This is a genomic window from Pedobacter sp. SL55, from assembly GCF_026625705.1.
In the GTDB taxonomy this organism is placed as follows: Bacteria; Bacteroidota; Bacteroidia; order Sphingobacteriales; family Sphingobacteriaceae; genus Pedobacter.
In genome coordinates this window covers 1,707,446-1,731,399 of sequence record NZ_CP113059.1, presented here as the reverse complement: position 1 = coordinate 1,731,399, position 23,954 = coordinate 1,707,446, and the positions used below count along the sequence as shown (strand labels likewise).

Annotated in this window: 23 protein-coding genes and 2 tRNA genes; 9 read left to right on the top strand and 16 right to left on the bottom strand. The window is 40.2% G+C overall.

What is annotated here, in order from left to right; all coding sequences use genetic code 11:
• Nucleotides 1–63 precede the first annotated feature (63 nt).
• The 9 genes from OVA16_RS07915 to pdxA all read right to left on the bottom strand — a co-directional run bounded on the left by OVA16_RS07915 (nt 64) and on the right by pdxA (nt 8,067).
• A complete protein-coding gene (locus tag OVA16_RS07915) occupies nt 64–1,059 on the bottom strand; it encodes a beta-ketoacyl-ACP synthase III (protein WP_267764712.1) in 996 nt (331 codons plus the stop codon).
• A gap of 18 nt (nt 1,060–1,077) precedes the next feature.
• Nucleotides 1,078–2,016, bottom strand: coding sequence for a phosphate acyltransferase PlsX (gene plsX / locus OVA16_RS07910; protein ID WP_267764711.1), 939 nt, complete (start codon nt 2,014–2,016; stop codon nt 1,078–1,080).
• Nucleotides 2,017–2,110: 94 nt separating this feature from the next.
• Entirely contained in the window at nt 2,111–2,302 is a 192-nt protein-coding gene (gene rpmF / locus OVA16_RS07905) for a 50S ribosomal protein L32 (protein WP_138722481.1), read from the bottom strand.
• A 19-nt stretch (nt 2,303–2,321) separates the two neighbouring features.
• Entirely contained in the window at nt 2,322–2,852 is a 531-nt protein-coding gene (locus tag OVA16_RS07900) for a YceD family protein (RefSeq protein ID WP_267764708.1), read from the bottom strand.
• Between the two features lie 195 nt (nt 2,853–3,047).
• Nucleotides 3,048–3,581, bottom strand: coding sequence for a hypothetical protein (locus OVA16_RS07895; RefSeq protein WP_267764707.1), 534 nt, complete (start codon nt 3,579–3,581; stop codon nt 3,048–3,050).
• Between the two features lie 109 nt (nt 3,582–3,690).
• The gene (locus OVA16_RS07890) at nt 3,691–4,236 is read right to left on the bottom strand and encodes a sulfurtransferase (RefSeq protein ID WP_267764706.1); all 546 of its coding nucleotides are present in this window, start codon (nt 4,234–4,236) and stop codon (nt 3,691–3,693) included.
• Nucleotides 4,237–4,554, bottom strand: a complete 318-nt coding sequence (locus tag OVA16_RS07885; RefSeq protein ID WP_267764705.1) for a sulfurtransferase — start codon at nt 4,552–4,554, stop codon at nt 4,237–4,239.
• A 164-nt stretch (nt 4,555–4,718) separates the two neighbouring features.
• Entirely contained in the window at nt 4,719–6,977 is a 2,259-nt protein-coding gene (locus tag OVA16_RS07880) for a gliding motility-associated C-terminal domain-containing protein (RefSeq protein ID WP_267764704.1), read from the bottom strand.
• Nucleotides 6,978–6,987: 10 nt separating this feature from the next.
• Nucleotides 6,988–8,067, bottom strand: a complete 1,080-nt coding sequence (gene pdxA, locus OVA16_RS07875) for a 4-hydroxythreonine-4-phosphate dehydrogenase PdxA (RefSeq protein ID WP_267764703.1) — start codon at nt 8,065–8,067, stop codon at nt 6,988–6,990.
• A 163-nt stretch (nt 8,068–8,230) separates the two neighbouring features.
• Here pdxA and rsmA point away from each other — a divergent pair, with 163 nt between their 5' ends.
• From rsmA to OVA16_RS07850, 5 genes are all read left to right on the top strand, one after another.
• Complete coding sequence (gene rsmA, locus OVA16_RS07870; protein ID WP_267764701.1) at nt 8,231–9,007, top strand: 16S rRNA (adenine(1518)-N(6)/adenine(1519)-N(6))-dimethyltransferase RsmA; 777 nt, start codon at nt 8,231–8,233, stop codon at nt 9,005–9,007.
• A 35-nt stretch (nt 9,008–9,042) separates the two neighbouring features.
• A complete protein-coding gene (locus OVA16_RS07865; protein ID WP_267764700.1) occupies nt 9,043–9,579 on the top strand; it encodes a hypothetical protein in 537 nt (178 codons plus the stop codon).
• On the top strand, nt 9,540–10,196 hold the full coding sequence (locus OVA16_RS07860) for a S41 family peptidase (RefSeq protein ID WP_267764699.1): 657 nt from the start codon (nt 9,540–9,542) through the stop codon (nt 10,194–10,196). Before OVA16_RS07865 ends, OVA16_RS07860 begins: the two co-directional genes overlap by 40 nt.
• Nucleotide 10,197: 1 nt before the next feature.
• Nucleotides 10,198–11,127: a 2-hydroxyacid dehydrogenase gene (locus OVA16_RS07855; RefSeq protein WP_267764698.1), complete on the top strand. Its 930-nt coding sequence runs from the start codon at nt 10,198–10,200 to the stop codon at nt 11,125–11,127.
• 96 nt (nt 11,128–11,223) lie between these two features.
• Entirely contained in the window at nt 11,224–11,700 is a 477-nt protein-coding gene (locus OVA16_RS07850) for an OsmC family protein (RefSeq protein ID WP_267764696.1), read from the top strand.
• Between the two features lie 573 nt (nt 11,701–12,273).
• Here the strand turns inward: OVA16_RS07850 and der are convergent.
• Both der and era read right to left on the bottom strand, forming a co-directional pair.
• Nucleotides 12,274–13,575, bottom strand: a complete 1,302-nt coding sequence (gene der, locus OVA16_RS07845; RefSeq protein ID WP_267764695.1) for a ribosome biogenesis GTPase Der — start codon at nt 13,573–13,575, stop codon at nt 12,274–12,276.
• Between the two features lie 225 nt (nt 13,576–13,800).
• Nucleotides 13,801–14,691: a GTPase Era gene (gene era, locus OVA16_RS07840; RefSeq protein WP_267764693.1), complete on the bottom strand. Its 891-nt coding sequence runs from the start codon at nt 14,689–14,691 to the stop codon at nt 13,801–13,803.
• Nucleotides 14,692–14,960: 269 nt separating this feature from the next.
• On the opposite strand from era, the gene OVA16_RS07835 reads away from it, so the two are divergent.
• Together OVA16_RS07835 and OVA16_RS07830 are read left to right on the top strand one after the other, a co-directional pair.
• Nucleotides 14,961–15,036, top strand: a tRNA-Met gene (locus OVA16_RS07835).
• A 34-nt stretch (nt 15,037–15,070) separates the two neighbouring features.
• Nucleotides 15,071–15,142: transfer RNA gene (locus OVA16_RS07830), tRNA-Glu, on the top strand.
• 230 nt (nt 15,143–15,372) lie between these two features.
• Here the strand turns inward: OVA16_RS07830 and OVA16_RS07825 are convergent.
• Nucleotides 15,373–16,038 (bottom strand): hypothetical protein, encoded by a 666-nt coding sequence (locus OVA16_RS07825; protein ID WP_267764691.1) that lies wholly within the window; start codon nt 16,036–16,038, stop codon nt 15,373–15,375.
• Nucleotides 16,026–16,283, bottom strand: a complete 258-nt coding sequence (locus OVA16_RS07820) for a hypothetical protein (RefSeq protein WP_267764690.1) — start codon at nt 16,281–16,283, stop codon at nt 16,026–16,028. Before OVA16_RS07820 ends, OVA16_RS07825 begins: the two co-directional genes overlap by 13 nt.
• Nucleotides 16,284–17,058: 775 nt before the next feature.
• On the opposite strand from OVA16_RS07820, the gene OVA16_RS07815 reads away from it, so the two are divergent.
• Nucleotides 17,059–17,430: a hypothetical protein gene (locus tag OVA16_RS07815; RefSeq protein ID WP_267764688.1), complete on the top strand. Its 372-nt coding sequence runs from the start codon at nt 17,059–17,061 to the stop codon at nt 17,428–17,430.
• A 366-nt stretch (nt 17,431–17,796) separates the two neighbouring features.
• Nucleotides 17,797–18,126: a DUF6520 family protein gene (locus OVA16_RS07810; RefSeq protein ID WP_267764684.1), complete on the top strand. Its 330-nt coding sequence runs from the start codon at nt 17,797–17,799 to the stop codon at nt 18,124–18,126.
• A 52-nt stretch (nt 18,127–18,178) separates the two neighbouring features.
• Here the strand turns inward: OVA16_RS07810 and OVA16_RS07805 are convergent, their stop codons facing one another.
• From OVA16_RS07805 to OVA16_RS07795, 3 genes are read right to left on the bottom strand one after another with little or no spacing between them, the layout of a single operon-like run.
• Entirely contained in the window at nt 18,179–18,745 is a 567-nt protein-coding gene (locus tag OVA16_RS07805) for a TlpA family protein disulfide reductase (protein WP_267764682.1), read from the bottom strand.
• Nucleotides 18,746–18,752: 7 nt separating this feature from the next.
• On the bottom strand, nt 18,753–20,135 hold the full coding sequence (locus tag OVA16_RS07800) for a RagB/SusD family nutrient uptake outer membrane protein (protein ID WP_267764681.1): 1,383 nt from the start codon (nt 20,133–20,135) through the stop codon (nt 18,753–18,755).
• 4 nt (nt 20,136–20,139) lie between these two features.
• Nucleotides 20,140–23,001, bottom strand: coding sequence for a SusC/RagA family TonB-linked outer membrane protein (locus OVA16_RS07795; RefSeq protein ID WP_267764680.1), 2,862 nt, complete (start codon nt 22,999–23,001; stop codon nt 20,140–20,142).
• Between the last annotated feature and the right edge of the window lie 953 nt (nt 23,002–23,954).

The window sequence follows — 23,954 nt, the reverse complement described above, 5'->3', positions numbered from 1 at the left end:
TTAGGGGTGTTGTTCTGTTCGATACAACTTACTAAACAACTAACCATCTAACCAACCAAAAAACTAACTATTATAAGCCCACTTTAGGTAAACTGAACCCCAAGTAAAACCACCACCAAATGCTGCTAAAATAATATTATCGCCTTTTTTAAGCTGGCTTTCCCACTCCCATAAACATAAAGGAATAGTACCATTTGTGGTGTTGCCGTAGCGTTCAATGTTAATCATTACTTTGTCAGAATCTACGCCCATTCTAGAGGCGGTAGCATCGATAATACGCTTGTTGGCTTGGTGCGGTACCAACCACGCTACATCATTAGCAGAAAGACTGTTTCTTTCCATAATTTCTGCAGCTACATCGGCCATATTGGTTACGGCAAACTTAAATACCGTTTGTCCTTCTTGGTGTGCAAAATGCTCTTTGGCATCAATTGTTTCGTGGCTTGCCGGCTTTACAGATCCGCCAGCTTTCATGCCTAAAAATTTACCGCCTGCACCATCGGTTCTTAAAATAGAATCCTGTAAGCCCAACCCTTCTTCGTTAGGTTCTAAAAGTGCGCAACCGCAACCATCGCCAAAAATGATACAAGTGGTTCGGTCTTCGTAGTTAATGATAGACGACATTTTATCGCCACCCACTACCAATACTTTTTTATGTTTTCCAGATTCTATGAATTGCGCTCCGGTGGTTAATCCAAAAAGGAAACCGGAACAGGCCGCCTGCAAATCATATCCCCAAGCATTTGTTGCTCCAATTTTATCGGCAAGTACATTGGCCGTAGCAGGGAAAGTAAAATCTGGCGTAGTAGTACAAAAGATGATTAAATCAATCTCTTTGGCATCAATGCCCCTCTTCTTTAAAAGACCATTTACCGCAGGCACAGCTAAATCTGAAGTACCTAAACCTTCGCCTTTTAATATTCTTCGCTCTTTAATACCCGTTCTCGATGTAATCCACTCGTCAGATGTATCTACAAGACTTTCTAGCTCTTGATTGGTTAACACATAATCTGGAACGTAACCGTGAACTGCGGTAATAGCAGCGTGAATTTTACTCATTTTTTATTCTGTATTTAATTATTTGAATGCGGCTTGTATTTTACCTACCAATCCAGTCGTAATCATATCCCTAGACTGGAAGATCATGTTCTTTACCGCTTCTGGGCTCGATATACCGTGTCCAATTAAAACTGGGGCATTTACCCCCAATACCGGGCTGCCACCATAATTTTCGTAGTTAAATCTATCGAAGAATTCGTCTTTCAATCCTTTTTTGATAGTAAGTACGTAGAAAGATTCTGCCAGTTTCAGCATAATATTTCCCGTAAAACCATCGCAAACAATCACATCGGCTTTGTCGTTAAACAAATCTCTGCCCTCTACATTGCCCACAAAATTAAAAGAAGCTTTTTCTTTCATCAAACGATGACTTGCCAAGGTAAGCATGTTACCTTTTTCGTCTTCTTCGCCAATGTTCATTAAAGCTACTTTTGGATTGTTGATTTGCATCACATATTCGGCATACAGACTTCCCAAAACACCAAATTCTAATAAGTTGTCTGGTTTGCAATCTGCATTGGCGCCAACATCTAATAGCAACCCTGCACCACCTTTTAATTTAGGCACAATGGTACACAAGCAAGGCCTAGAAATGCCCGCAATAGGTTTAACGCTAAAAACAGCGCCAACTAACATTGCACCAGAATTACCTGCGCTTGCAAACGAATCTATTTTGCCTTCCTTTAATAATTGGAAGCCTACAGAAATACTTGAATTGGGTTTTTGAAGGATTGCTTTTGTGGCGTGTTCGCCCATACCAATAACTTCTTCGGTATGTACGAATTCGAAATGATCGGGGTTGAATCCTTTTTCGGAAAGCAGTGGTTTAATCTGCTCAGTATCTCCAATTAGCACTAAATGCTCATTTGGAGAAAGAGATTGATGGGCTTCTATAGCTCCCAAAACAATAGCTTTGGGAGCATAGTCTCCACCCATAATATCTAGACCTATTTTCATAGTAAAAAATCTTTTGTGTTAAGCTAAACTGCTTTATTTCTATCAGACTAAGTTAAACTTAAACTAACGGAAAACACAAAAATTTTTCAGAAAATTAACCTATCGAAGTGTTTTCAATAACTAATTTACCGTTGTAGTAAAGGTTACCATCAACGTTATAAGCTGTGTGTGGTACGTGTACCGCACCAGTAGTTTGGCAAGTAGTTAATGAAGGCGCTTCAGCTTTGTAGTGCGTTCTTCTTTTATTTCTTCTTTGTTTAGAAATCTTACGTTTTGGATGTGCCATTACTTGATTTTTTTAATTACTATTTTAATTTTTTCAACGCTTCCCAACGCGGGTCGTCTGTTTGTTCTTCTTGCTCTTCGTTACCTGCTGCCAGCTTATCTAAAGTACTTAGCATTTGCTCGTCGCAGGCTTGCCCAGCTTGCTCACATTTGTTAATGAAAGGTACGGCTACGGTAATGAATTCATAAATCAATTCAGCAACGTCTATAGCTGTTTCTTTCCTAGGTAAAACAATGATTTCTAAATCTTCGATCTCATCTTCTTCTACCGCCTCAACAAATTTCACAATCTGTCTTTCCTCTAGTTCAATTGGCTGATCAAAATCAGACAGACAAGTATCACAATTAAGTTTTATAGTTCCAGCAATGCGAAAACTTAAAACCAACATGGTTTCTTGCCTATCTAGTTCAACTTCTGCCTTAAGCTTTCCATCTTTTACCAAAGAATGCTCAAATTCATCAAAAAAGCTTTTGTCAATTTCAAATTCGAAATTGTGTTTTCCCAATTTTAAACCTGTAAAGGGGATAGAAAATTGTTTCAACGCTTTCATGGTGTCAATTGTAACTAAATTTTAGCCTGCAAAGGTATGAAATATTTTCTGAAAAGAAAATGTTTTTAGAAAAATGAGGAGTAGAATTTTGTTGTTAAACATCTTTCTTCAAATGATTCGAAAAACTGCGTAGGTAAATCTTGGCAAAAGCAGCCCTTCTTTCCGCTTTACTACGTTAGCAAACACATATTTTAACTATCTCTGAAATTGTACCGACTCTATAATTTCTTCAATTTTTTGCTTTGCTTTTGTCTCTTCTCCACCAGAAAATTTGAGTATTCCATGTACACTAGCACTGTATTCGGTATTTACGACATCAAAGCTGTAGTAGTTCCATTCTGGACCATGATTTCTCACGATTAGCGCTTCTTTTTCCTTATCTTTTAGGACTGAACTTGTAAAATAGCTGTCTTTAAGTCCAAGGCGTTTTCTCCTTTTTTCTAAATCCGTTTTCAATGTCAAAAGGTAGTCCGGTTGATACGACTTACGATGATAAAATAACGAAAGGTACATCCCATCAACCACATAATCATTAGATGCGTCAGATAACTTTCCAATATCTCCATTGATCTGAAATTTAGATGCTAACTTTTCTTTATCTTGAACATCCTTTAACTTAACAGCTCCTTTTGGGATAGTCAGCATTGAACCTTGTTGGTTTACCTTAGTTTGCGCATTAATGTTTAAGGCAATCAACGATAGAAGTGTTATTACTGATATTTTTTTCATATTGTTATAAATTGTTTAATCTAGGCAATCGGTTTTATACACTGGATTGGTATTCATATAGATTGCCACCTATGAAAATTTAGAATCATATGCACCTTTCAAATATAGGTTAATTGCTGCTTTGGTTGGTGCTCAGGATCATTTCGTTCCCACTTCTAGACCACTCGCTCCAAGAACCTACATATAAATTAGGAATTGGCAGACCTGCATAGTCGAAAGCCAATAAGGTATGGCAGGCTGTTACGCCCGAGCCACAATGAACAATGATGTTTTTGCTATCAAGATTTTCAAATAAGCTTTCGTATTTCTCTCTTAATAAGATTGGATTTTTAAAGCCTCCAAATTCATCAAGGTTTTCCGTCAGCGGAACGTTAATTGCATTAGGAATGTGCCCAGCAACTAAGTCTAGTGGTTCTACAATGCCATCAAATCTCTCTTTTGCTCTTACATCTACAATAGGTCTAGTTCGTTTTTCGCTAGCTACCTTAACTTCATCCATTGAAACCAATGGGAGTTGCCATTCTGAAATTGAGGTGTCAATTTTTACAGGCCTCGGAGTTTTAATATCAGCATTGCTTGGAAAGCCAATATTTAAAGCCGCGTTAAAACCACCACTTAAAACCTGCACATTTTCGTAACCAATTGCTCGCAACATCTACCAAAATCTGGCAGCGGCATTGGCTCCATTTTTATCATCATAAATAACAACATGAGTTTTAGGCCCAATACCTAGTTTACTGATAGTTGCTGCAAATACCTTTGGATCAGGCAACGGATGTCTGCCCCCATTTGCAGGATTTGCCACCGCTACAGACAGATCGGCCTCTAGGTCTACAAAATAAGCACCCTCTAAATGCTTGGAAAGGTAACGTTGTTTTCCACCTCCATCGGCATCAATAAGAATAAAGTTTTCATCGCTTTGCTTTAAATGAAGTAGCTCTTCAGGCTGTATAATCGGAGAAATTTCACCCATCTTCTTTTATGATCTAATTCGCATCGTTATTCATATTGCTGGCGACTTATATAACTTTTACCATCGCTTCTTAATTAGCAAATTAACAAACCTCTTGCTATCTACTGCCTTTACAATATGGATAGCAACAAAAGGCTACTTTAAAAACGAAGATTTATATAGTCTTATTTAATAATCGTTAAACTTCCCGATAGTTTTTGCCGGCCATCTAAAACAATCAAATAATAGTATACCCCAACGGGGCAGACTTTACCTTTATAAAAGCCATCCCAAGGCTTTTTATAGCCCTTAGATGTAAAAACTTCACTCCCATTTTTTGCAAAAACCTTTACCGTACAATTTGGAAAAACCCTCAACTCATCTATATTCCACACATCGTTAATACCGTCTCCATTTGGTGTAAAAGCATTTGGTGGAATAACCTTTTCAATTTTAATAACGTTAACTGGCAACAAATTCGACAACACCTTGTTCGAGCTTACACAAGGTGTGTTTACAGTCATTTCGCAACTTATTTTATCTCCAGCCTTGAGGGTGTTCGTAGTAAAGTTCTTTCCACCTATGTAAACTATATTGCCGTTAATTTTCCAGACATAACTTGCATCATCTCCATCGTGCTGTGTTACCGCATTAAAGCTTACTGTTAAACCTTCATATATCTTTTTTTCATTAGTGGATATAGCTATTGTGGGCGTTAAAATTGGTTTAATTTTGACAGTTAACTCATTACTGACGGCAGTTGAATTGGCTTGGCAATACATGGCGCTACTCGTAACTACGCAAGCAACTACATCATTGTGATTAAGCACATTAGACTTGAAAACACGACTATTCTGCGCTCCAATAATTGGTAGCCCGTTAAGCAACCATTGGTAAGTTGGATTAGTTCCTGCATTTTGGGCCATTGCCTGGAAAGTTTGCAAAGAACCTTTACATACATCATCTTGATCTAGGCTAATCTGAACGTTAGGCTCCTCCAAAGGATCTTGAGGCACAAGGGTATTGCTCAGCACCACTGCATTGCTTACACATTGATCAAGATTGGTTAAAGTACAACTCACTACATCGCCTCCTTTTATACTCGCACTACTAAAAGTGGCGGCATTAGCATTAGGAATATCAGCACCATTTACCCTCCATTGGAGTTTTGGGGCAGAGCCACCATTCCTAATATTGGCCGTAAATAACAAAGGGAAGTTGGTGCAAGTAATAGCTCTATCTGCAGTAATATTAATTTGCGGTACAATCTTATCTACTATTGTAATAGGATTGGAAATGCTGGTGCACCCATTAGCGGTAGTAATTTTAGCGGTATAAACCCCAGATTGTAGTGTGGTATAGCTGCCAGTATAAATATTTGAGAACTTGATTACCCTAGCATTGTCGAAATCACTTACAAATAAACTATTGTGCTCATCCATAAAAATACCTACAGGCTTAATCTGATTAGGATTGCTACCAGGTCCATTTCCACCAGCAATTATTGTTCCCGAGGAAGCCCCTAAAGGCCATTTTAAAACGGCATATCCTGTGTAATCACATATATACATATTGTCGGTTTTATCAACAAGTATACCTAACGGATTTGTACTTAATGTAGCTACCGTCCTGCCAGAACTTTCGCCAAGCACCCACTTTTGAATCCTGGTGTTGTCGGTGTCGCAGATATAAAGGTTATTTCTATCGTCTACAAAAATCCCTGTAGGACTAGCAAGCTGGTTAGCACCTCTGCCGTTACCATTCCCTCCGGCAACAACCCTCGCAGCACCGGTAGCATTAGCGAACATCAAAATTCTATCATCACTTTGAGCAGAAACATATAAGTTTCCGTTGCCATCAAAACAAAGTCTAGTAGGCGATCCAATACCAGATGCCAAAGTTACACCGCTTGTGGCTCCTGGCGCCCATTTTTGCACCCTTCTATTGTTTTGGTCGGCTACATAGATATTACCATCTTTATCAACCGCCACTCCGGTTGGCCTGTTAAATTGATGCGCACCATTTCCAATTCCATTTCCACCAGCTACAGTTGTGCCAGTAACTGCGCCTGGAGCCCATTTCTGTATTCTGTTATTTGTCATGTCGGGAACAAACAAATTACCATCTTTGTCTATGAAAATTGCCGCTGGATTTTGGAACTGATTTTGTGCAACTCCCGCTCCGTTTCCACCTGCTACCACCACCCCATTGTTCTGCCTAGCTATATTTTGCTCTAATATGGAAACACCATTTAACATCCACATGATAGATTGAACAGGCTCGGAACTGTTTACAGTAAGCACCTCTCCAACACAGCTACCGCCGCTTAAGCTTACGCTACACGAATTTTGTTGATAAAAAGCATGCTGAGGTGTAACGCCTTGATAAAAGAACGTTAGCAGGTGGGTAATGATTAAAAAAGAGAGAGGGTTAATTAGTTTCATGACTTACTTATCAATTCGCATCATCCTTAATATCGCCAGCAGTCTCTATAATTTTACCACCAGTTCTTAATTGGTTGCGCAACAAACTTTCCTGCTCCCTACGGTTTTTCACGATGTGGATAGCCGTAAAAAGTGCTTCCATAAACGAAGTAGCATCTGCCTCGCCTTTGCCTGCAATTCCATAACCCGTACCATGATCTGGCGAAGTACGTACAAACTTTAAGCCTGCGGTATAGTTTACGCCAGTTTCAAAAGCAATAGTTTTAAAAGGAATTAAACCTTGATCGTGGTACATCGCTAAAACCGCATCAAATTGTTTGTAGGTGCCATTGCCAAAAAAGCCATCGGCAGGGTACGGACCAAAACAAATGATCCCTTTATCAAACGCTTCTTGAATAGCTGGCGAAATCACTTCTGCTTCTTCGCTGCCCAACAAACCATTATCGCTCGCATGCGGATTTAAACCAAGCACTGCAATCTTAGGTTTCTCTACCCAAAAATCTTTCTTCAAGCTTTCGTTAATGAGCTGTAGTTTTTTAACGATTTTCTCCTTAGTAATGCTTTTGGCTACCTCAGTTACCGGGATATGTCCCGTTACCACGCCAACACGTAAAGTATCGCTCACCAAAAACATCAATACATCATTGCTGCCGCCACGTTCTTGTAAATATTCGGTATGTCCCGGAAATTTAAAATCATCCGATTGGATGTTATTTTTATTAATTGGAGCAGTTACCAAAGCATCAATAGCACCACGCACCAAATCATCAGTTGCCTTTTGTAATGATAGGAAAGCATACTTGCCACCAGTTTCGTTAGCCGTGCCCAGCTCAATCTTCACATCTTCTTCCCAGCAGTTAATCATGTTGGCTTTGTGCGCCACAGCCGCTTCGGCATTTGGCACTACATTAAACATGAAATCGCTCAAGTGTAAAGCCTTTCTGTGAAAAGAAGCAACTTTAGTATGTCCATAAACTATTGGTGTACAATAATCTAAAATCTTGCTCTCGGCAAGTGTTTTTAAAATAACTTCTAAACCAATACCGTTAACGTCTCCTATACTTATGCCTATCTTAACTTTGTTGCTCATGCCTGATGTTTAAAATTTAGCGCAAAATAATCATTAGATATGAGATATGAGATATGAGATGTAAGATTTGCACCATATCGTCAGACTTCTAACATCCCACCTCGGACTAATTTCGTAACTTTGAACTTTAAATTTTAAAGCCCCTTTAGGGGTTGGGAGTTATATGAGTTTAGTTAAGGCAAAGAAACATTTAGGGCAGCATTTTTTAACCGATAAAAACATTGCGCAACGAATTGTGGATGGTTTAATCCATACCGACAAATACCATCAGGTGCTAGAAGTTGGTCCAGGCATGGGCATTTTATCAGATATCTTGCTGCAGCGTGAAAATTTGGAAACTTTTCTCATTGATATCGATGTAGAATCATTCCAGTTTTTGAGAGAAAAATATCCCCAACTGGGCGATAGACTAATTAACGGCGATTTCTTAAAACTCAACTTTGCAGATATCTTTCCCGGTAAGTTTGCTGTAATTGGTAATTTTCCTTACAACATCTCTTCGCAAATTTTATTTAAAATTTTAGAAAACCGCCATAACATTGTAGAAATGGTGGGTATGTTCCAAAAAGAAGTGGCCGAGCGGTGTGCCTCTAAACCTGGCACTAAAGAATATGGCATTTTAAGTGTGTTTATTCAGGCTTATTACGATATCGAATATTTGTTTACCGTAAAACCGGGAACTTTTAATCCGCCGCCAAAGGTAAATTCTGGTGTTATCCGTTTAAGCAGAAACAATGTGGAACATTTAGATTGCGACGAAAAATTGTTTTGGCGAGTAGTAAAAGCAGGCTTTAACCAACGTAGAAAAACCTTACGCAATGCTGTTTCTGCGGTAGTGCCTAAAGACAAACTTGGCGAACATCCATTTTATGAAAAACGAGCTGAAACTTTGAGCGTAGCCGATTTTGTTGAACTCACGAATTTTTTAGCCACCAGATAATGCAACTATAACGGTTTGATATGCGTCTTTTGGTTATGAAAAAACTGATTTACTTAGTACTGCTTTTCCTTACTTTTTTAAATGCCAAAGCACAACATAACCCAAACGTAGAAGATTTAAACGCTCTATTTACTGCCATACAGAAAACCCCTTCCTACAAAAAGCTACTAAAAGGCAACAAGGCCTATCAACAGTTGTACGATGAGGTAAAACTAAAAATTGAAAACGCAGATGAGAGAACAACATTTAAGCAGTTGGCGCTATTAGTTTCTGCAATTAATGATAATCATTTAGGATTTTATCGCACACCAGATACTACACTTAAACCTGTTTTCATTTCTTTGCCCTTAAACGTAGATTCCTTAAAAAAACAATTAATACCAAAAGATAAAAGCGACTTAGAAGGTATTTATTATGCCAGCAATCATGAATTTGGATTATTTGCCAGCGGCGATAAAAGCTATCAAATTGTAAGCTTAAAGAATGGCGTTTTAATGGGCGAACTTTTTCAGACCTTTATAACGGTTACGATTTGCTCTTATACTCAGGCAAGCCAGTACCTTACAATTTAATCAAAAATGCAAGGTTAGTTAATGGAACCCTGTTAGGGACACCATTTACAAAATATAAAGAGCATAAGTTTTCTATACTTGAGAAAAGCAACGATAATTTCGAATATAAAACCCTTAATGACAACGTTAGCTATTTAAGGCTGAGCAGCTTTAGCTCAAGCAATATCAACATTAAAAAATCGGAAGAGTTTTTCGCAACGATGGCAGACAAGTTAAGTACAGCAAACTTAATAGTAGATTTAAGGGGGAACACGGGAGGCGGATATAAAACTTCGGGTAAGTTTCTAACCCTATTAAAGAAATACAAAGGCCAAATTTTTATTTTACAGAACTCGGCCACAGTAAGCAATGCCGAACAATTTATTTTAGAGCTAAAACCCTTAAAAAACGTAACCACTTTAGGAGAACAAACCAAAGGCATGATTACCTTTGGCAGTAATTATGGCACCAAAATAGTGCTGCCAAGTGGTCGCTTTACGCTCTATCCTACAGACATGAAAGGGCTAGAGAGAGATTTGGCTTACGAAAGTAAAGGCCTCAATCCCGATGTTGCCTTAGATCTTTTTAAAAGCGATTGGATTGAACAAACCTTAGATTACATCAAAAAAAGACCTTAACATGAGTAAAAAGATATTAATTGTAGACGATTTACATCCCATTTTTAAAGAAAAAGCCGAAGCTTTAGGTTACCACGTTGATGACAGACCTGAAATTACCAGAGCCGAAACTTTGGCCGCAATTAAAGATTACGATGGCATTGCCGTACGCACCAAGTTTAGGATTGATAAAGAACTTTTTGATGCAGCTCCTCAGTTAAAATTTGTAGCTAGAGCAGGCGCTGGATTAGACAACATCGATATCGACATTGCTAAAGCGAAGGGCATTGCACTTTTGGCGGCCAACGAGGGCAATATGGATGCCGTGGGCGAACATGCTGTAGGCTTGCTCTTGTCGCTAATGAACAACTTTCGCAAAGCGGATTTGGAGATTAGAAAAGGGATTTGGGACAGAGAAGGCAACCGAGGTTACGAGTTGAAAGGTAAGACCGTTGGGATTATTGGTTACGGCTATATGGGCCAAAGCTTTGCCCGCAAACTTGCTGGCTTTGGGGTTAACGTTATGGCTTACGACAAGTACAAAACAGCCTTTAGCGATGAGTTTGCCAAAGAAGTAAGCATGGAAGAAATTGTAAAACACAGCGATGTGTTGAGCTTGCACATCCCTTTAACTCGCGAAACCAAACAAATGGTTAACGATGAATATTTCTTCCACTTCAAAAAACCAATTTTCTTCATCAATACTGCCCGTGGCGAAATTGTAAACACCAAAGCGGTGTTAAATAACATAACCAACGGCAAAATTTTAGGCGCTGGTTTAGATGTATTAGAGACTGAAAAATTTCCGACATTGGCCGAGCAGCAATGGTATGATGCGCTGAAAACCAATGAGAAAGTAATTTTAACACCGCACATTGCTGGCTGGACTTTCGATTTGTACCGCAAAATTTCTGAGGTTTTAGCCGAGAAATTGGCTAAAATCAGCGGATAATTTCATAAATTGCTGCTATAAACAAAACAATTTAAGGCAGAGGTGTGAGGAGAGGCTTAGTCTCAATTCTCATATCTCCATACTCATATCTAATTTATGGCAAAGCAACATATTTACGAAACCAATTTAATTTGGACAGGAAACAAAGGTTCTGGAACAATGGATTACCGTTCTTACGACAGAGATTTTACCGTAGAAATTGACGGCAAAGATGCCCTTTCTGGTTCTTCTGATTCTATCTTTCTGGGCGACAAGTCTAAATACAACCCCGAAGATCTGATGCTGACTGCTGTTTCTTCTTGTCACATGTTGTGGTATTTACACCTGTGCTCAAAAAACGGCATTGTAGTGATAGAATATAAAGACAGAGCAAAAGGCACCATGACCGAAATGCCCGATGGCAGCGGTAAGTTTACCGAAATACTGTTGCGCCCCGAGGTAGTCATCTCTAAACCCGAAGATATTTCTTGGGCAAACTCTTTACACGCAGAAGCCAATAACATGTGCTTTATTGCCAGTTCCTTAAACTTTCCAGTAAAACATAAGGCGGTTTGTACGGCAATTGGCGGGTAATTTAACATAATATCCTTAAAAAAAGAAAGTCAATCTAGGATTTAGATTGACTTTCTTTTTTAGCTCTATTAACGTGAGTTCGGGATAATAAAATTATGCTATCTGCTAGCGATAGCGCTTCAAATCTTCGTTCAGCTAATTTTCGGTCTCTTATTTTTCGGGCCGCACCAATAAGCTAAAGCACTTTCTTTGAAAGAAAAATAAGCAACCGAGAGTTTTTGTTACTTTTTGCGGTCAAAAAGTAAGAGCCCAGCGGCGGCGAGCTAAAAAAAATACGTTCAATGCGAATTTCTCAAGAATTGTAAAAATACTTAACCCGAACTCAGGTTATTAGCAAATAAATAACGTGAGTTTTGGGTCTTGACTCGTCATTTCGAAGGAGGAACGACTGAGAAAACTTTAGAGGGATAATTCCTGACAAATGACCCAAAGATTTAGCTCTTCTTTCTTTCAGTTCTCGACTACGCTCGAAATGACGACATCCCAAATACAACTAAAAACATAAGCCACTGATAAACAAAAACAAACACCCAAAACTCACGATAAATGCTACAGAGAGTATGAAATGGATGCTTATTTCTGTCTAAAAAAGATCTGAATAGGCACACCAGAAAAATCGAAATTTTCACGAAGTTTATTCTCCAAGAAACGTTTATAAGGATCTTTGATGTATTGTGGCAGGTTACAGAAGAACGCAAACATTGGCGCCACACCATTAATCTGTGTAATGTATTTGATTTTGATATATTTACCTTTTAATGCTGGCGGCGGATAAGCCTCAATAATTGGTAGCAGCACATCGTTAAGTTTAGATGTAGGTATTTTCTTGCTACGGTTTTTCTGCACTTCTAGCGCTTTCTCTATCGCTTGGAAAATCCTCTGCTTATTTAACACCGAGATAAAAATAATAGGCACATCAGTAAACGGTTGTAATTTCAGCTTAATCTGCTCCTCAAACTCTTTAATGGTTTTATTGTTTTTCTCAATTAAATCCCACTTGTTCACTAAAATTACAATACCTTTTTTGTTCTTTTCTGCCAAGTGAAAAATATTAATATCCTGCGATTCGATGCCTTCCTGCGCATCAAGCATCAGCATTACCACATCAGAGTCTTCTAAAGCCTTAATGGTACGCATTACCGAGTAAAACTCAATGTTTTCCTTTACCTTAGTTTTCTTACGTAAACCAGCAGTATCAATAAACATAAACTCATGACCAAACTGGTTGTAATGAATATGGATAGAATCTCTGGTAGTACCCGCAATTGGCGTTACAATATTCCTGTCTTTGCCAATTAACGCATTAATTAACGACGATTTACCTACGTTTGGCCTACCTACAATGGTAATTTTAGGCAAGTTGTTTTCTTCTTCCGGGATATCTTCGAAATGTTTGATAACCTCATCTAACAAATCTCCGGTGCCAGAACCCGTCATCGAAGAAATGGTATGAATTTCGCCCAAGCCAAAACTATAAAAAACCGAAGCTTCGTTCTCTAAAGCAGTATTATCAACCTTGTTTACCACTACAAAAACAGGTTTTTTGCCTTTGCGCAGTAAATTTGCAATATCGTCGTCTAAATCGGTAATGCCGGTAGTTACATCTACCATAAAAATAATAACCGTAGCTTCTTCAATAGCTATTACTACCTGTTCGCGTATAGCAACCTCAAACAAATCTTCAGAGTTGGCCACATAACCACCTGTATCAATTACGGTAAATTCTTTGTCTGTCCACTCTGCTTTGCCATAGTGCCTATCTCTAGTTACCCCGCTAAAGTCATCCACAATAGCCTTACGACTTTCGGTTAAACGGTTAAAAAGGGTTGATTTACCAACATTTGGTCTACCTACTATGGCGATGATATTACTCATTGTATTTACGATTTTAGAATGACGATTTTAGATTTAATAGACACCTGTCAATAAAATTAGAATCGTCGATTTTTACAAACCCAGGGTTTGAACTCGCAAAGGTACTGTTATTTTTTTAGTTATGGGTTATGAGTTACAACTTGTTGGATTTATTACCCATAAAGGTATTACTGGAGTATATCGAAAATACAACTCGCAACCGTTAACCCGCAACTCGTAACCAAATTAGCTATCGTAGCCGAAGTTCTTCAAATAATTCTTTTTGCTTCTCCAATCTGGAATAACTTTCACAAAAGTTTCTAAAAACACTTTGCTATCTAAAAACTTCTCGATGTCTTTTCTGGCTTCCATGCCTACTTTTTTAAGCATAGCGCCACCAGTACCAATGAGGATATTCTTTTGCGAGTCTCTTTCTACAATAATTTCTGAAGTGATACGGATCATTAGACCACTTTTGGTTTCCTCTTCTTTAAATGAAGTCACAATTACTTCGGTACTGTACGGAATTTCTTTTTTGTAGTTAAAGAATATCTTTTCGCGAATAATTTCTGAAACGAAGAAACGCTGACTGCGGTCGGTTAGCTCTTCTTTATCATAATAGGCCGGGTGTTCCGGGATATTCTCCAAAATCATCGGCAAAATGCCATCTAAATTGTATTGATGTAATGCCGAAATGGCATAAATGTGTTTCGGGTTTAATTTTTCTTGCCAATAGGCGAACTTCTCATCCACCTCTTCTTGCGTAGCGTTATCAATTTTATTCAACAATACCACCAAAGGGATAGTAGTGTTGGTAATTTTCTCTAAAACATCATTCTCATCATGTTTTTCGTGGATATCGGTAACGAATAAGATCAAGTCTGCATCGCTCAATGCACCACTTACGGCAGACATCATCGAATCTTGCAAACCATAAAGCGGCTTAATGATCCCCGGGGTATCAGAAAAAACGATTTGAAAGTCTTCTTCGTTCACAATGCCCAATATGCGGTGGCGAGTAGTTTGCGCCTTTGGTGTAATGATAGATAGCTTCTCGCCCACTAGTGCATTCATTAAGGTAGATTTACCTACGTTGGGCTTACCTATAATGCTAACAAAACCTGCCTTGTGTGCCATGATATTTTTGATAAGGGTATTAAATAAGCTGCAATAATACGCAAAATGCACGGCAACACGTTCATGCACCTGTCTTTTTTACATCTATCGCTAAGTTTAAAACGCTATATATAGTACCCTACGCTGTTTAACCGCAGTTTATTTAGGTTTTAAAAACTTATTTCATTTTTTTTTAAAAGATTTGCATTACAAAAAAACGTTCCTATCTTTGCATTCCAATTCGGAACAAGTGTTAAGGATTTAACAACAAAAAATTGAATTGTATAGAGTGCGGGGTGGAGCAGTTGGTAGCTCGTCGGGCTCATAACCCGAAGGTCGCACGTTCGAGTCGTGTCCCCGCTACCAAAGAAGAAGTTGAAATGACACTTCTTAATTTAATGGCCCGTTCGTCTAGGGGTGAGGACGCCAGATTTTCATTCTGGAAACAGGGGTTCGATTCCCCTACGGGCTACAGGTTAAAGCATCAATCTCATAAAGATTGGTGCTTTTTTTATGCCAAAAACACCAAACAAAGAGCGAATAATTGGCGCAACCCACCATTTCCATCAATAGCACAAACCGCCACATACACCAATCAACGAACAACGACGAGCGAACAACGAATTAACAAATCCACGCATTCTCGAATAACCCAACAACGATGAACGAGTAGCGAAAGACGAATAAACAAACAACGCCCCTTCACTTCTCCTCATACCACTTCCTAAAAGCACCTACTTTGCGTTGCGATACCGCCACATAATTCTTCTTCTTCCCCTTAATTTCAGTAAAAGGCAAGGCCTTATGATAAGCCGTGTTCAAATACAATAATAATCGATGAGAAGAAGCCTTCATCGGTTTTGTAATAGATTTTCGATGCACAATAAAGCCCGGCTGTACCCTAAAAAAATCAGATTTCGGCAACAAAGCCTCTAATTCATCCATCAATAGCCCCGCATCTTTCATTTCTCCAAGCCTATTTATCGCCCAATTTACACGGTTGCTATGGTAAAAATAAACCATCTTGTACAAGCCCGATAGCTCAACGCTAGGCTCGGGCAACGCCAATACCTCCTGCTCGTTCTCCCCTTCCGCTCCGCCCTCCTCCACATGTAAAAACTGCTCGCTAACAGGCTGATAATAGATTTTCAACAGCTCAAAAAAATATCGACATACATAAAATACATTCAGCAAAACAATTAAAATGGCACTAATGCCAAAATCAACCCTAATATACTCCACAAAGTCAAGCGGCTCGCCTCTTAAGCTAAAGTAGGTCCAAACCAATAGCGGCAGCAAGCACAACGGTAAAACAACACCAAATTGCACCTGCCTTAGCAACCGTACATAAAAGCTTACTCCATCCACGGCCAAACTAAATTTAAACAGCAGTCAATGCAACAAATCACAAAACACAGGCAAAAGGCAATCATAAAACTGCCCAACATCGCCGGATAATAGCTCCGCATCATCCACAGTTCCCAAAAATATTCAGCTTCCTGGTGCGAAACCAAGTAATGTCCGGCAAAAAGAGAGAATAAAACCAGCCAAAAAAAATCTTTTAAAGTAATTGAGCTAAGCGCTTGCCGCAAAAGTTTGGCATTAAAATTCATGCGAGAGAGGTTTTCGCCGTAATGGCACAGTGAGCAGATTAGCCTAAGTTATAAAAAATTATCTAAAGCCTAGCTCCGCCATATCCTTAACAGGGTTAACGTATTAAAATTTGTAGCCTAAGCTTTCTCACAAATCAGAAACCCCTGCATAAGTCCTCTATTTTTAGCCTCAGAAATTTGACCAGTTTCTTAAACCTAACGTGAATTATCGGTCTTCGATTTTATGTCAAGCCCTAGTATTGACCTTTAAATCAGCTCAAAATCGGCCTTGGCCTTTGCGGTACCGATTTATTTGCTCTAGCTCTTACTTTAAAGCAAAGGGCGCAGCCGACGACTTTTCCTCCATTTTGGTCGCTCAAACAGCGAAGCGATCTTGAGTACCGCCGAAAAAAATAAATAGAAAACGAAAAAATGTAGTGCCGATGCCCGGCATGAGGGCAGGAAAGACTGCGGGATGGGTTATAAAAGCGATTTTAGCTATATATAATGAAAATTAGATCCATAATTCACGTTAAACCTAACCTAAATTTTGCCGCTGTAGAAAGAGCTACAAAACAGTTGGCCCCAAAAGGCAGGCAAAGCTGTATACAGTAAGTTTAACCTTCGAAAATTCAAATCCCTAACCCGGCACGGTGCTTAATCACTTGTACAATAACTTTCATCGTTCATGTAACAAGGTGCCCCAAACCTTTCAGTTTGCAGTAAAACCGCTCTAATTTTGGTCTCAACAAATGCTAGTGCACAGCAAAATCACAATTTAATTTTCACAAGAACTATGAAACACCCCTTTACAACAGAAGGCGTAGCCGCATGGCAGCTCAGTCTTCAACCATTAAACAATCAGCAGCTACAAGAACTAGCCGCACAAATTACTGCCGATTTTAAAATCTGGCTTACCCAAACTTTCGAGCTCGCACCAAGTCAGGTTAGCTACCTCTACAACTTAAACGAATCCTTTCTACAGCTTGCCGCCGCACAAGTAGGTTTTGCAGTAGCAAACAGCTTGCCTGTAAAATTAACCAAGCCAGATGGCGCCCATGCACGGGGCACAAAACTCATCCGCGACAAAAGCAAAGCCGAAGGCGATGCAGACGGCGACGGAAACGTAGACGCCAGCGGCGAAGTAGAGTTCGAAATCACTTACTGATTAAAAAACAAGGCTAGCCGTGGCCGGTGCTGGTAACACGGCTGCCCTGTTTTGCCAACAATAACAAATGTTGAGCAACGCGAAACCCAAAAGGGCTAACGAAGTAATACCGACACTTCGGTAAACTACTGAACTAACTAACCCCTAACCCCTAGTAACTAACACCTAACGACTGATAACTAAAAAGCTTCCGCCAGCTCCATGAGCCAGCCGCAGCAGGTACCAGCCCACCAAAGAGGCCATCATAACTCACGTCATTGCGAGGAGGCACGACGTGGCAATCTCTACCCTATGGAAACAATAACCTAATCTTTAACCAAAACTTTTTCGTCTGCTTTTTCAAATGCAACAAAGCAGTCAACAAACATGAAAAAGAACAAAATTCTTTTTGGCCTTGCAGCGCTGGTAGTGGCGTTCGGCCTGGTATTTACAGCAAGTGCTTTCAAGAGCGACGCCAAAAACACTCAGAAAGCGGCAATGTACTGGTACGAGGTTTCTTATGATGATCCTCTAAATTATCCTGACGGTTATATCAAATCGGGTACGCCTATTTTTGACCATGCCGAACAAGATCAGGTAGAATCTCCTTGCGACGAAGGAAATGACTTAGACTGTTTAAGGGGATTTGATAGTCCAATTACTAGTTTTCCAGATGCTACGCTTACTGAAAACAGGATTCAAAAACCTGCTAATTAGCAATGTTAGGCAGCACAAATGTGCTGCCTATTTTATTACACAAATCCCAAGGCTAATTTCGATTTAAACGCTCATCTCTACGATACGCTTTCTTCAATACTACGTCTTTACCCTGCAAAATCTCTTCCAACTGCTTTCCATTAAATCCCGAAGTAAGGTAACGTACCACACCCTTTGGGTCTGCAATGATGATGTAGGGACTTGGTCCCAAATTAAACCGATGAAACATTAGCGAATCATAAGCAATGGATAAGTTCAGTTTTTCCTCTATCCTATTTCTTTCGTAAAGGCTACGTATTGCAGAATCATCACTACGCTTGGTATACCGCGAACCATTATAGCCTACCAAAATGATATTTAACTGATCTTTATAATTTTCCTGCAAGTGGCTCAACAAAGGCATCTTGCCTAAACAAAGCGAGCAATACCTATTCCAGCCGTATAATATCAACCACTTCCCTTTAAAATCGCTATTAGCCAAACTAGATTTTTCATGGTATTGCACTTCAGGAAAATGAACAGCCGGTAAGGGCTGCCCCACTACCGGATAATTTTGCTGGGCCATGGCGGTTTGGCAAAATTTAAAAACAAGTAGTATCATCACAATTTCTTTCTTCATGTTCTCATTAATTAAAATAGCCATCATTCTGTGTCAAAAAAACATTCTTCCTGATCTCGCTTAATGGGATTGGATAAAGCTTGGCGTAAGGCTGCCAATGAGGCTGCTTGACTAGGCCCAACACTGCATCTGCTTTGCCAGTTCTCTTTAAATCTAACCACCTTGTTCCCCATTCGCAGAACAGTTCTAACTGTCTTTCTTTGTACACCTTTTCTATTAAATCTGGTTTAGCAATGTTCGGATTTAGAGTTGCCTGCAATGTTATCCCCGCTCTGCTCCTTATTTTATCCAAATCTTTGATTGCCCCCTCCAAATCATTCAACTGTGCACTGGCCTCGGCCCTGATCAAATACAGCTCTGCCAAACGTTGCACTATATAATTTTCGGTAACGGCAGTACCAGTGCGTACTCTATATTTATAGGGATAAACATAGCTCTGGCCACTTACTACATTTGTTTTTGTCCATTCTATCCTGCGTTTATCATTAGCTTCAAATTCGTTGAGCAAGAAACTGGATAGCACATAGCTAGGCCTAACCGTTGCACTTGAAGGATTAAACGACGCCCCCTCGGCCGTATTGGCATTTGGTTTCATCAAAGAAAAAATAGTTTCTTTAGCACTGCTAAGAAATACTGTATTAGGCGCTTCTAGCTGGTAGCGGTTAGAGTCAATTACTAAACCAGCATAATTATAGGCCTGCTGCCAATTACCCTGATAAAGATAGACCCTTGCCAAAAGTGCATGGATGGCATCTATGCCTGGTCTATTTTTATTGGGTGTTATGTTGTTGGCATAAGGCCACTGTTCTTTGGCTTTTAAGAGATCGGCGATAACGGCGGTGATAATTTTTGTAGCATTTTCACGAGGTATTATGCGGTTGGTTTCATAATTGGTATTTTCTATCAAAGGCACATCGCCAAATAAGTTTACCATATAAAAGTAATGCAGTGCTCTTGCGTAGCGCATTTCTGCCATGAGCTGCCCAGCTATAGCTGCACTTAGGCTTGTGCTATTTTCAATCCCCTCTATAACCGCATTGATATGGAAGATATTCTTGTAAGGATTATTCCAGAAGGTAGCTAAAATGGTGGCATTATCGGCCAGTAAGGTATTATTTCTAAAGGCATCTACGGTAACACTGGCATTTACGTTCTGCAGTTCGTCTGATGAAAGCCCGGCGTATACCGTAATGCCTCCATTGCAAAACGTAAGACTTGATGCTACCATTTGTGCATACACGCCAGCAGCTGCCGACATGGCTGTTTGATCTGTTTCGAAAATACGGCTTAGCTCTGCCAAATTTTTAGGCGGAGGTACCGCTACATAATCTTTGCAAGCTGTAGCCACTATGGCTATACAGCAGGTAATCATAAGTTTAATTTTTTTCATGGCTTTACATATTGAGTTGGATACCAAATACCGTTGTACGTAATGGCGGTAGTTTATAAAAGTTCTGTGTTTCTGGATCGGCACCGAGGTAATTGGTAATGGTAAAAAGGTTTTGTGCCTGCACATAAATTTTTAGACCATCTAGCGGCGTTTTCCCTAAGCGTGAGCCTTTGAAGGCGTAAGAAAAATTCACGTTCCTTAATTTAATAAAAGAGGCATCGGTATAAGAAGCATCTGACTGACGCAGGTAACTTAATGCCCCTGCTACCGCACCACTTTGTGCAGTAAAACGCTGTACATTACTTATATCTCCGCTACGTTGCCAACGTTCCAGTACAATTTCTGGCTGGTTATAGATACGACCGGGTGCAGCCGAAGATAACTGATGGATATAGCTTAGCCCCAACTGCTTGGTAAACTGAAAAAAGAAGTTCAATTCAAAGCCTTTGTAACTGATATTTTGTTGCATACCACCTGTATATCTTGGCCCATTTTCGCCTATGTATCTATAGTCGGCAGTGTTTAGCAGGCCATCACCATTTACATCCTCAAATTTATAAACGCCAGTTTGAGGGTCTACCCCCAAATAGTGCAGGCCCTGTAAAAGATTAAGTGGCCTACCAACGATATAGGTGTTGCGATAGCTTGAACTTTCAATAGCCGGAAAGTCGATAAGCTTGTTACGGTTAAAGGAAATGTTAAAAGCGGTAGACCAGTTCAGCTTCTTGCCTCTTATCCAAGTACCGTTAAGCATCAGTTCCAAACCCCTATTCTCTACCAAAGCTGGTAGGTTCATTACCACTTGTGAAAACCCTGTTTGTGTGGGCAGGTTATAGTTCACCAACTGGTTGCTACTTCTATTTACATAATAAGCTGTACCCAATGTTAGCCTATCCCTGAAAAAGCCAAAGTCTAAGCCCAGCTCCCATTTACGGATACGCTCCCAATTGTAATTTGCATTAAAAACATTCCGAGGATATAGCGCAGGCAACCCATCATAAGTGTTGGTGGTGTTGCTCCATAGGTTAAGGTATTTGTACTCTCCGATTTGATCGTTGCCAGTTACGCCGAAACTAGCCCTTATCTTACCTGTGCTTAACCATGGAAAGGCACTTTGTATGAATGCTTCATTTGCAAATAGCCAAGCTATACCAATTGCAGAGAAGTTAGCCATTCGCTTGTTTGGACCAAATCTGCTAGAACCATCCCGTCTTCCTGTAAGATTGATGAGGTATTTATCTGCATAGTTATAGTTTAACCTCGAAAAAAGCGCAGTGTAACGGTATGTATTTTCTTCGTTGGAGGCATTGATGGTGCCCGCGGCCGCGATTGTTTCCAATAATAGGTCGGAACTGTAATTGGTACCATATTGATAATTTAATGCGGAGCCCTTGTGCTGCCAAACACCTCCCAGCAATACACTGACGCGATGGCGACCGCTGTTCCAATTATAATTGAGTTTTGGCTCTGCTATGTAGCTTTGTAGGTTGGTATTGGCAAAAGATGCCGAAGGCAGGATGCCAAATAGCGCTGTAAGGTTAGGATCTATGGCTGCAGTGGGCTTGCCCGCATATTCTGTAGTAAACAAGGTATTGTAGCCTAAATTTAAGCTCAGCTTTAAGTCTTTTATCAGCGAGTAGCCTAGCACCATATTGCCCGTTAAATTTTGGCTAAGCGCCCTAAATCTTTCTTCTCTTAGGGCAAAGGGATTTACGATATCACTGCCCAGTGTATTGTAAACTATCCCTTCATCTGCCCAAGCGTAGCTGCCATCGTCGTTATACATTCTGATGTTTGGCGGCAGTGCCAAATAACGGCTGGGATCGGTAGTAGGCAATTTATTGTTGTCGCTGGCATAGCTTCCCGAAAACTGCATTTCGAACTTTTGGTCTATACTTTTATGACCGATGGCAAAGTTGAGTGAGGCAATTTGGTTGGCGAAGTTGGTAGCGAAAACTGAAGTCTGCCTAAAATAACCTGCCCCTAACCTAAAATTGGTTTGTGTATTACCACCATTGATAGACAGTTGTAACCTATTGTCTGTTGCGGTATGTCCTATCAGCTCCTTTTTAAAATCAGTGTACCTGCTATTGTCCCAAAGGAGCATATCGGGCGCATTGCCTGTGGTCATGGTTAACCCGTCATTCGCAAAAGCTTCTTTTCTCATGGCTAAAAATGCTTCGGTATCTAACATGGCCATGGTTCTACCCGCCCTGCTATGCCCCGTGTAGGCCGTTAAGCTGTAATTGGTTCGCTGCCCATTCCCTTTCTTTGTGGTGATCAGTATTACCCCATTGGCACCCCTACTGCCATAGATAGCTGTGGCATCGGCATCTTTGAGTACTTCTATACTTGCAATCTCCTGTGGGTTGAGCATGTTTAGGGGACTTAGCCCACCACCTGCCGAACCTAAATTAGCTGCTGAAGTGAGCCTATTGGTAGCCTCGTTACCTTGTTCAAAGGGCACTCCGTCTATAATAAAAAGCGGGTTGTTTTTAGAAAGCCCCAAGTCTAAGGCACTTTGTCCACGTATCTGCACATTAAAAGTTGAACCTGCTACGCCACTGGTTTGGGTAATGACCATACCTGGCACACGTCCCTGTAATGCGGCCAAAGCATTGCTTACAGGTTGCCGCTCCAAATCTTTAGCGCTTATCTTCGTAATGTTTCCGGTAAGCAGTTTCTCTTTCACCGTGTAATAGCCTGCGTTGATTTCTACTTCTTGCAAATGGAACGTGGTATCTTGCAGCTTGGGCTTTGTATTTTTCTTTATGGTGTCTGCTGGTTGCGCCTTATTTTTTTGTGCAACGGCACAAAAATTAAGGCAAAGCATAGCCAGTACGATGAATATCGTTAGTTTTTTCATAAGGTTTGTAGGTTATGAAAACCTGCAAACCAGTTTGTTATTTGATTGGCCTGGCTTGCAGGCTTTTTTGTGATTAAATCATTTTAGGTTGAAATGTGGGAGGTGTAAATGGCGGCCTTTATTTTAATTATTAACCATTTACCTAAATCTGGCCGCCATTAATTTATGGAAGTTTATACAGGGTTTTTAGGTTTGAGCGCATAAATGCGGTCGAAGTTGTAATAGTTGTGGTTCATATTGTTTTGTTAGTTAAATTTCAGTTTTCGTCATTCCGTACTCGATACGGAATCGTCATGCTTCTCTGCTCCCTGTCATCCTCTGCCCCCAGCACGTCATATCGACGATCAGTAGGGAGGAGATATCTCCAAGTTCATCAGCACGACCCATCCCACTTACCGTCTCCCGAACTCGCTTCGGGACCTAATGCGGTAGTCGGTGTTTTACCCACTTTATGCCGTGGGGGCATCTTCTTTTTTCTTGATAAAAAAGAAGGAAAAAATCAAGGCTTCATTGCCTTCCTTGTACTAGCCTAGCGAAACTTTTAGGGCGAAATTAGAAGGTCTTCCCTCCCCTTTTTCCTCTCGCTCGACTGCCTAATTTCTTATCTCTACTGTATGCTCGTTCCTACACAAGTTTCACTGCCTATTACTGCGGAATCCAATAAGGCCGTCCGTCGTTCTTAGCAACGGTATTGCTCCTTTGCACTATCCAAGTCCCCCTTTCGCCCAGCACGTCATTGCGAGGCATTGGTATGAGCGAGCCGCGGCAATCTCTAGGTTCCATCGCACCATCCCATTTCCCATACTTCATCTCGATTGAAGTGCAACGAAACAGAGAACTGAAAGAAAGCGTAGCGGAGAGATCTTTGAACTCTGTTACCAGTGACATCCATCACTTTTTACCCTTGTTGAAAAAAAATTAGGCCATAGACCAGCCCTAGGGGCGTGTTTTAC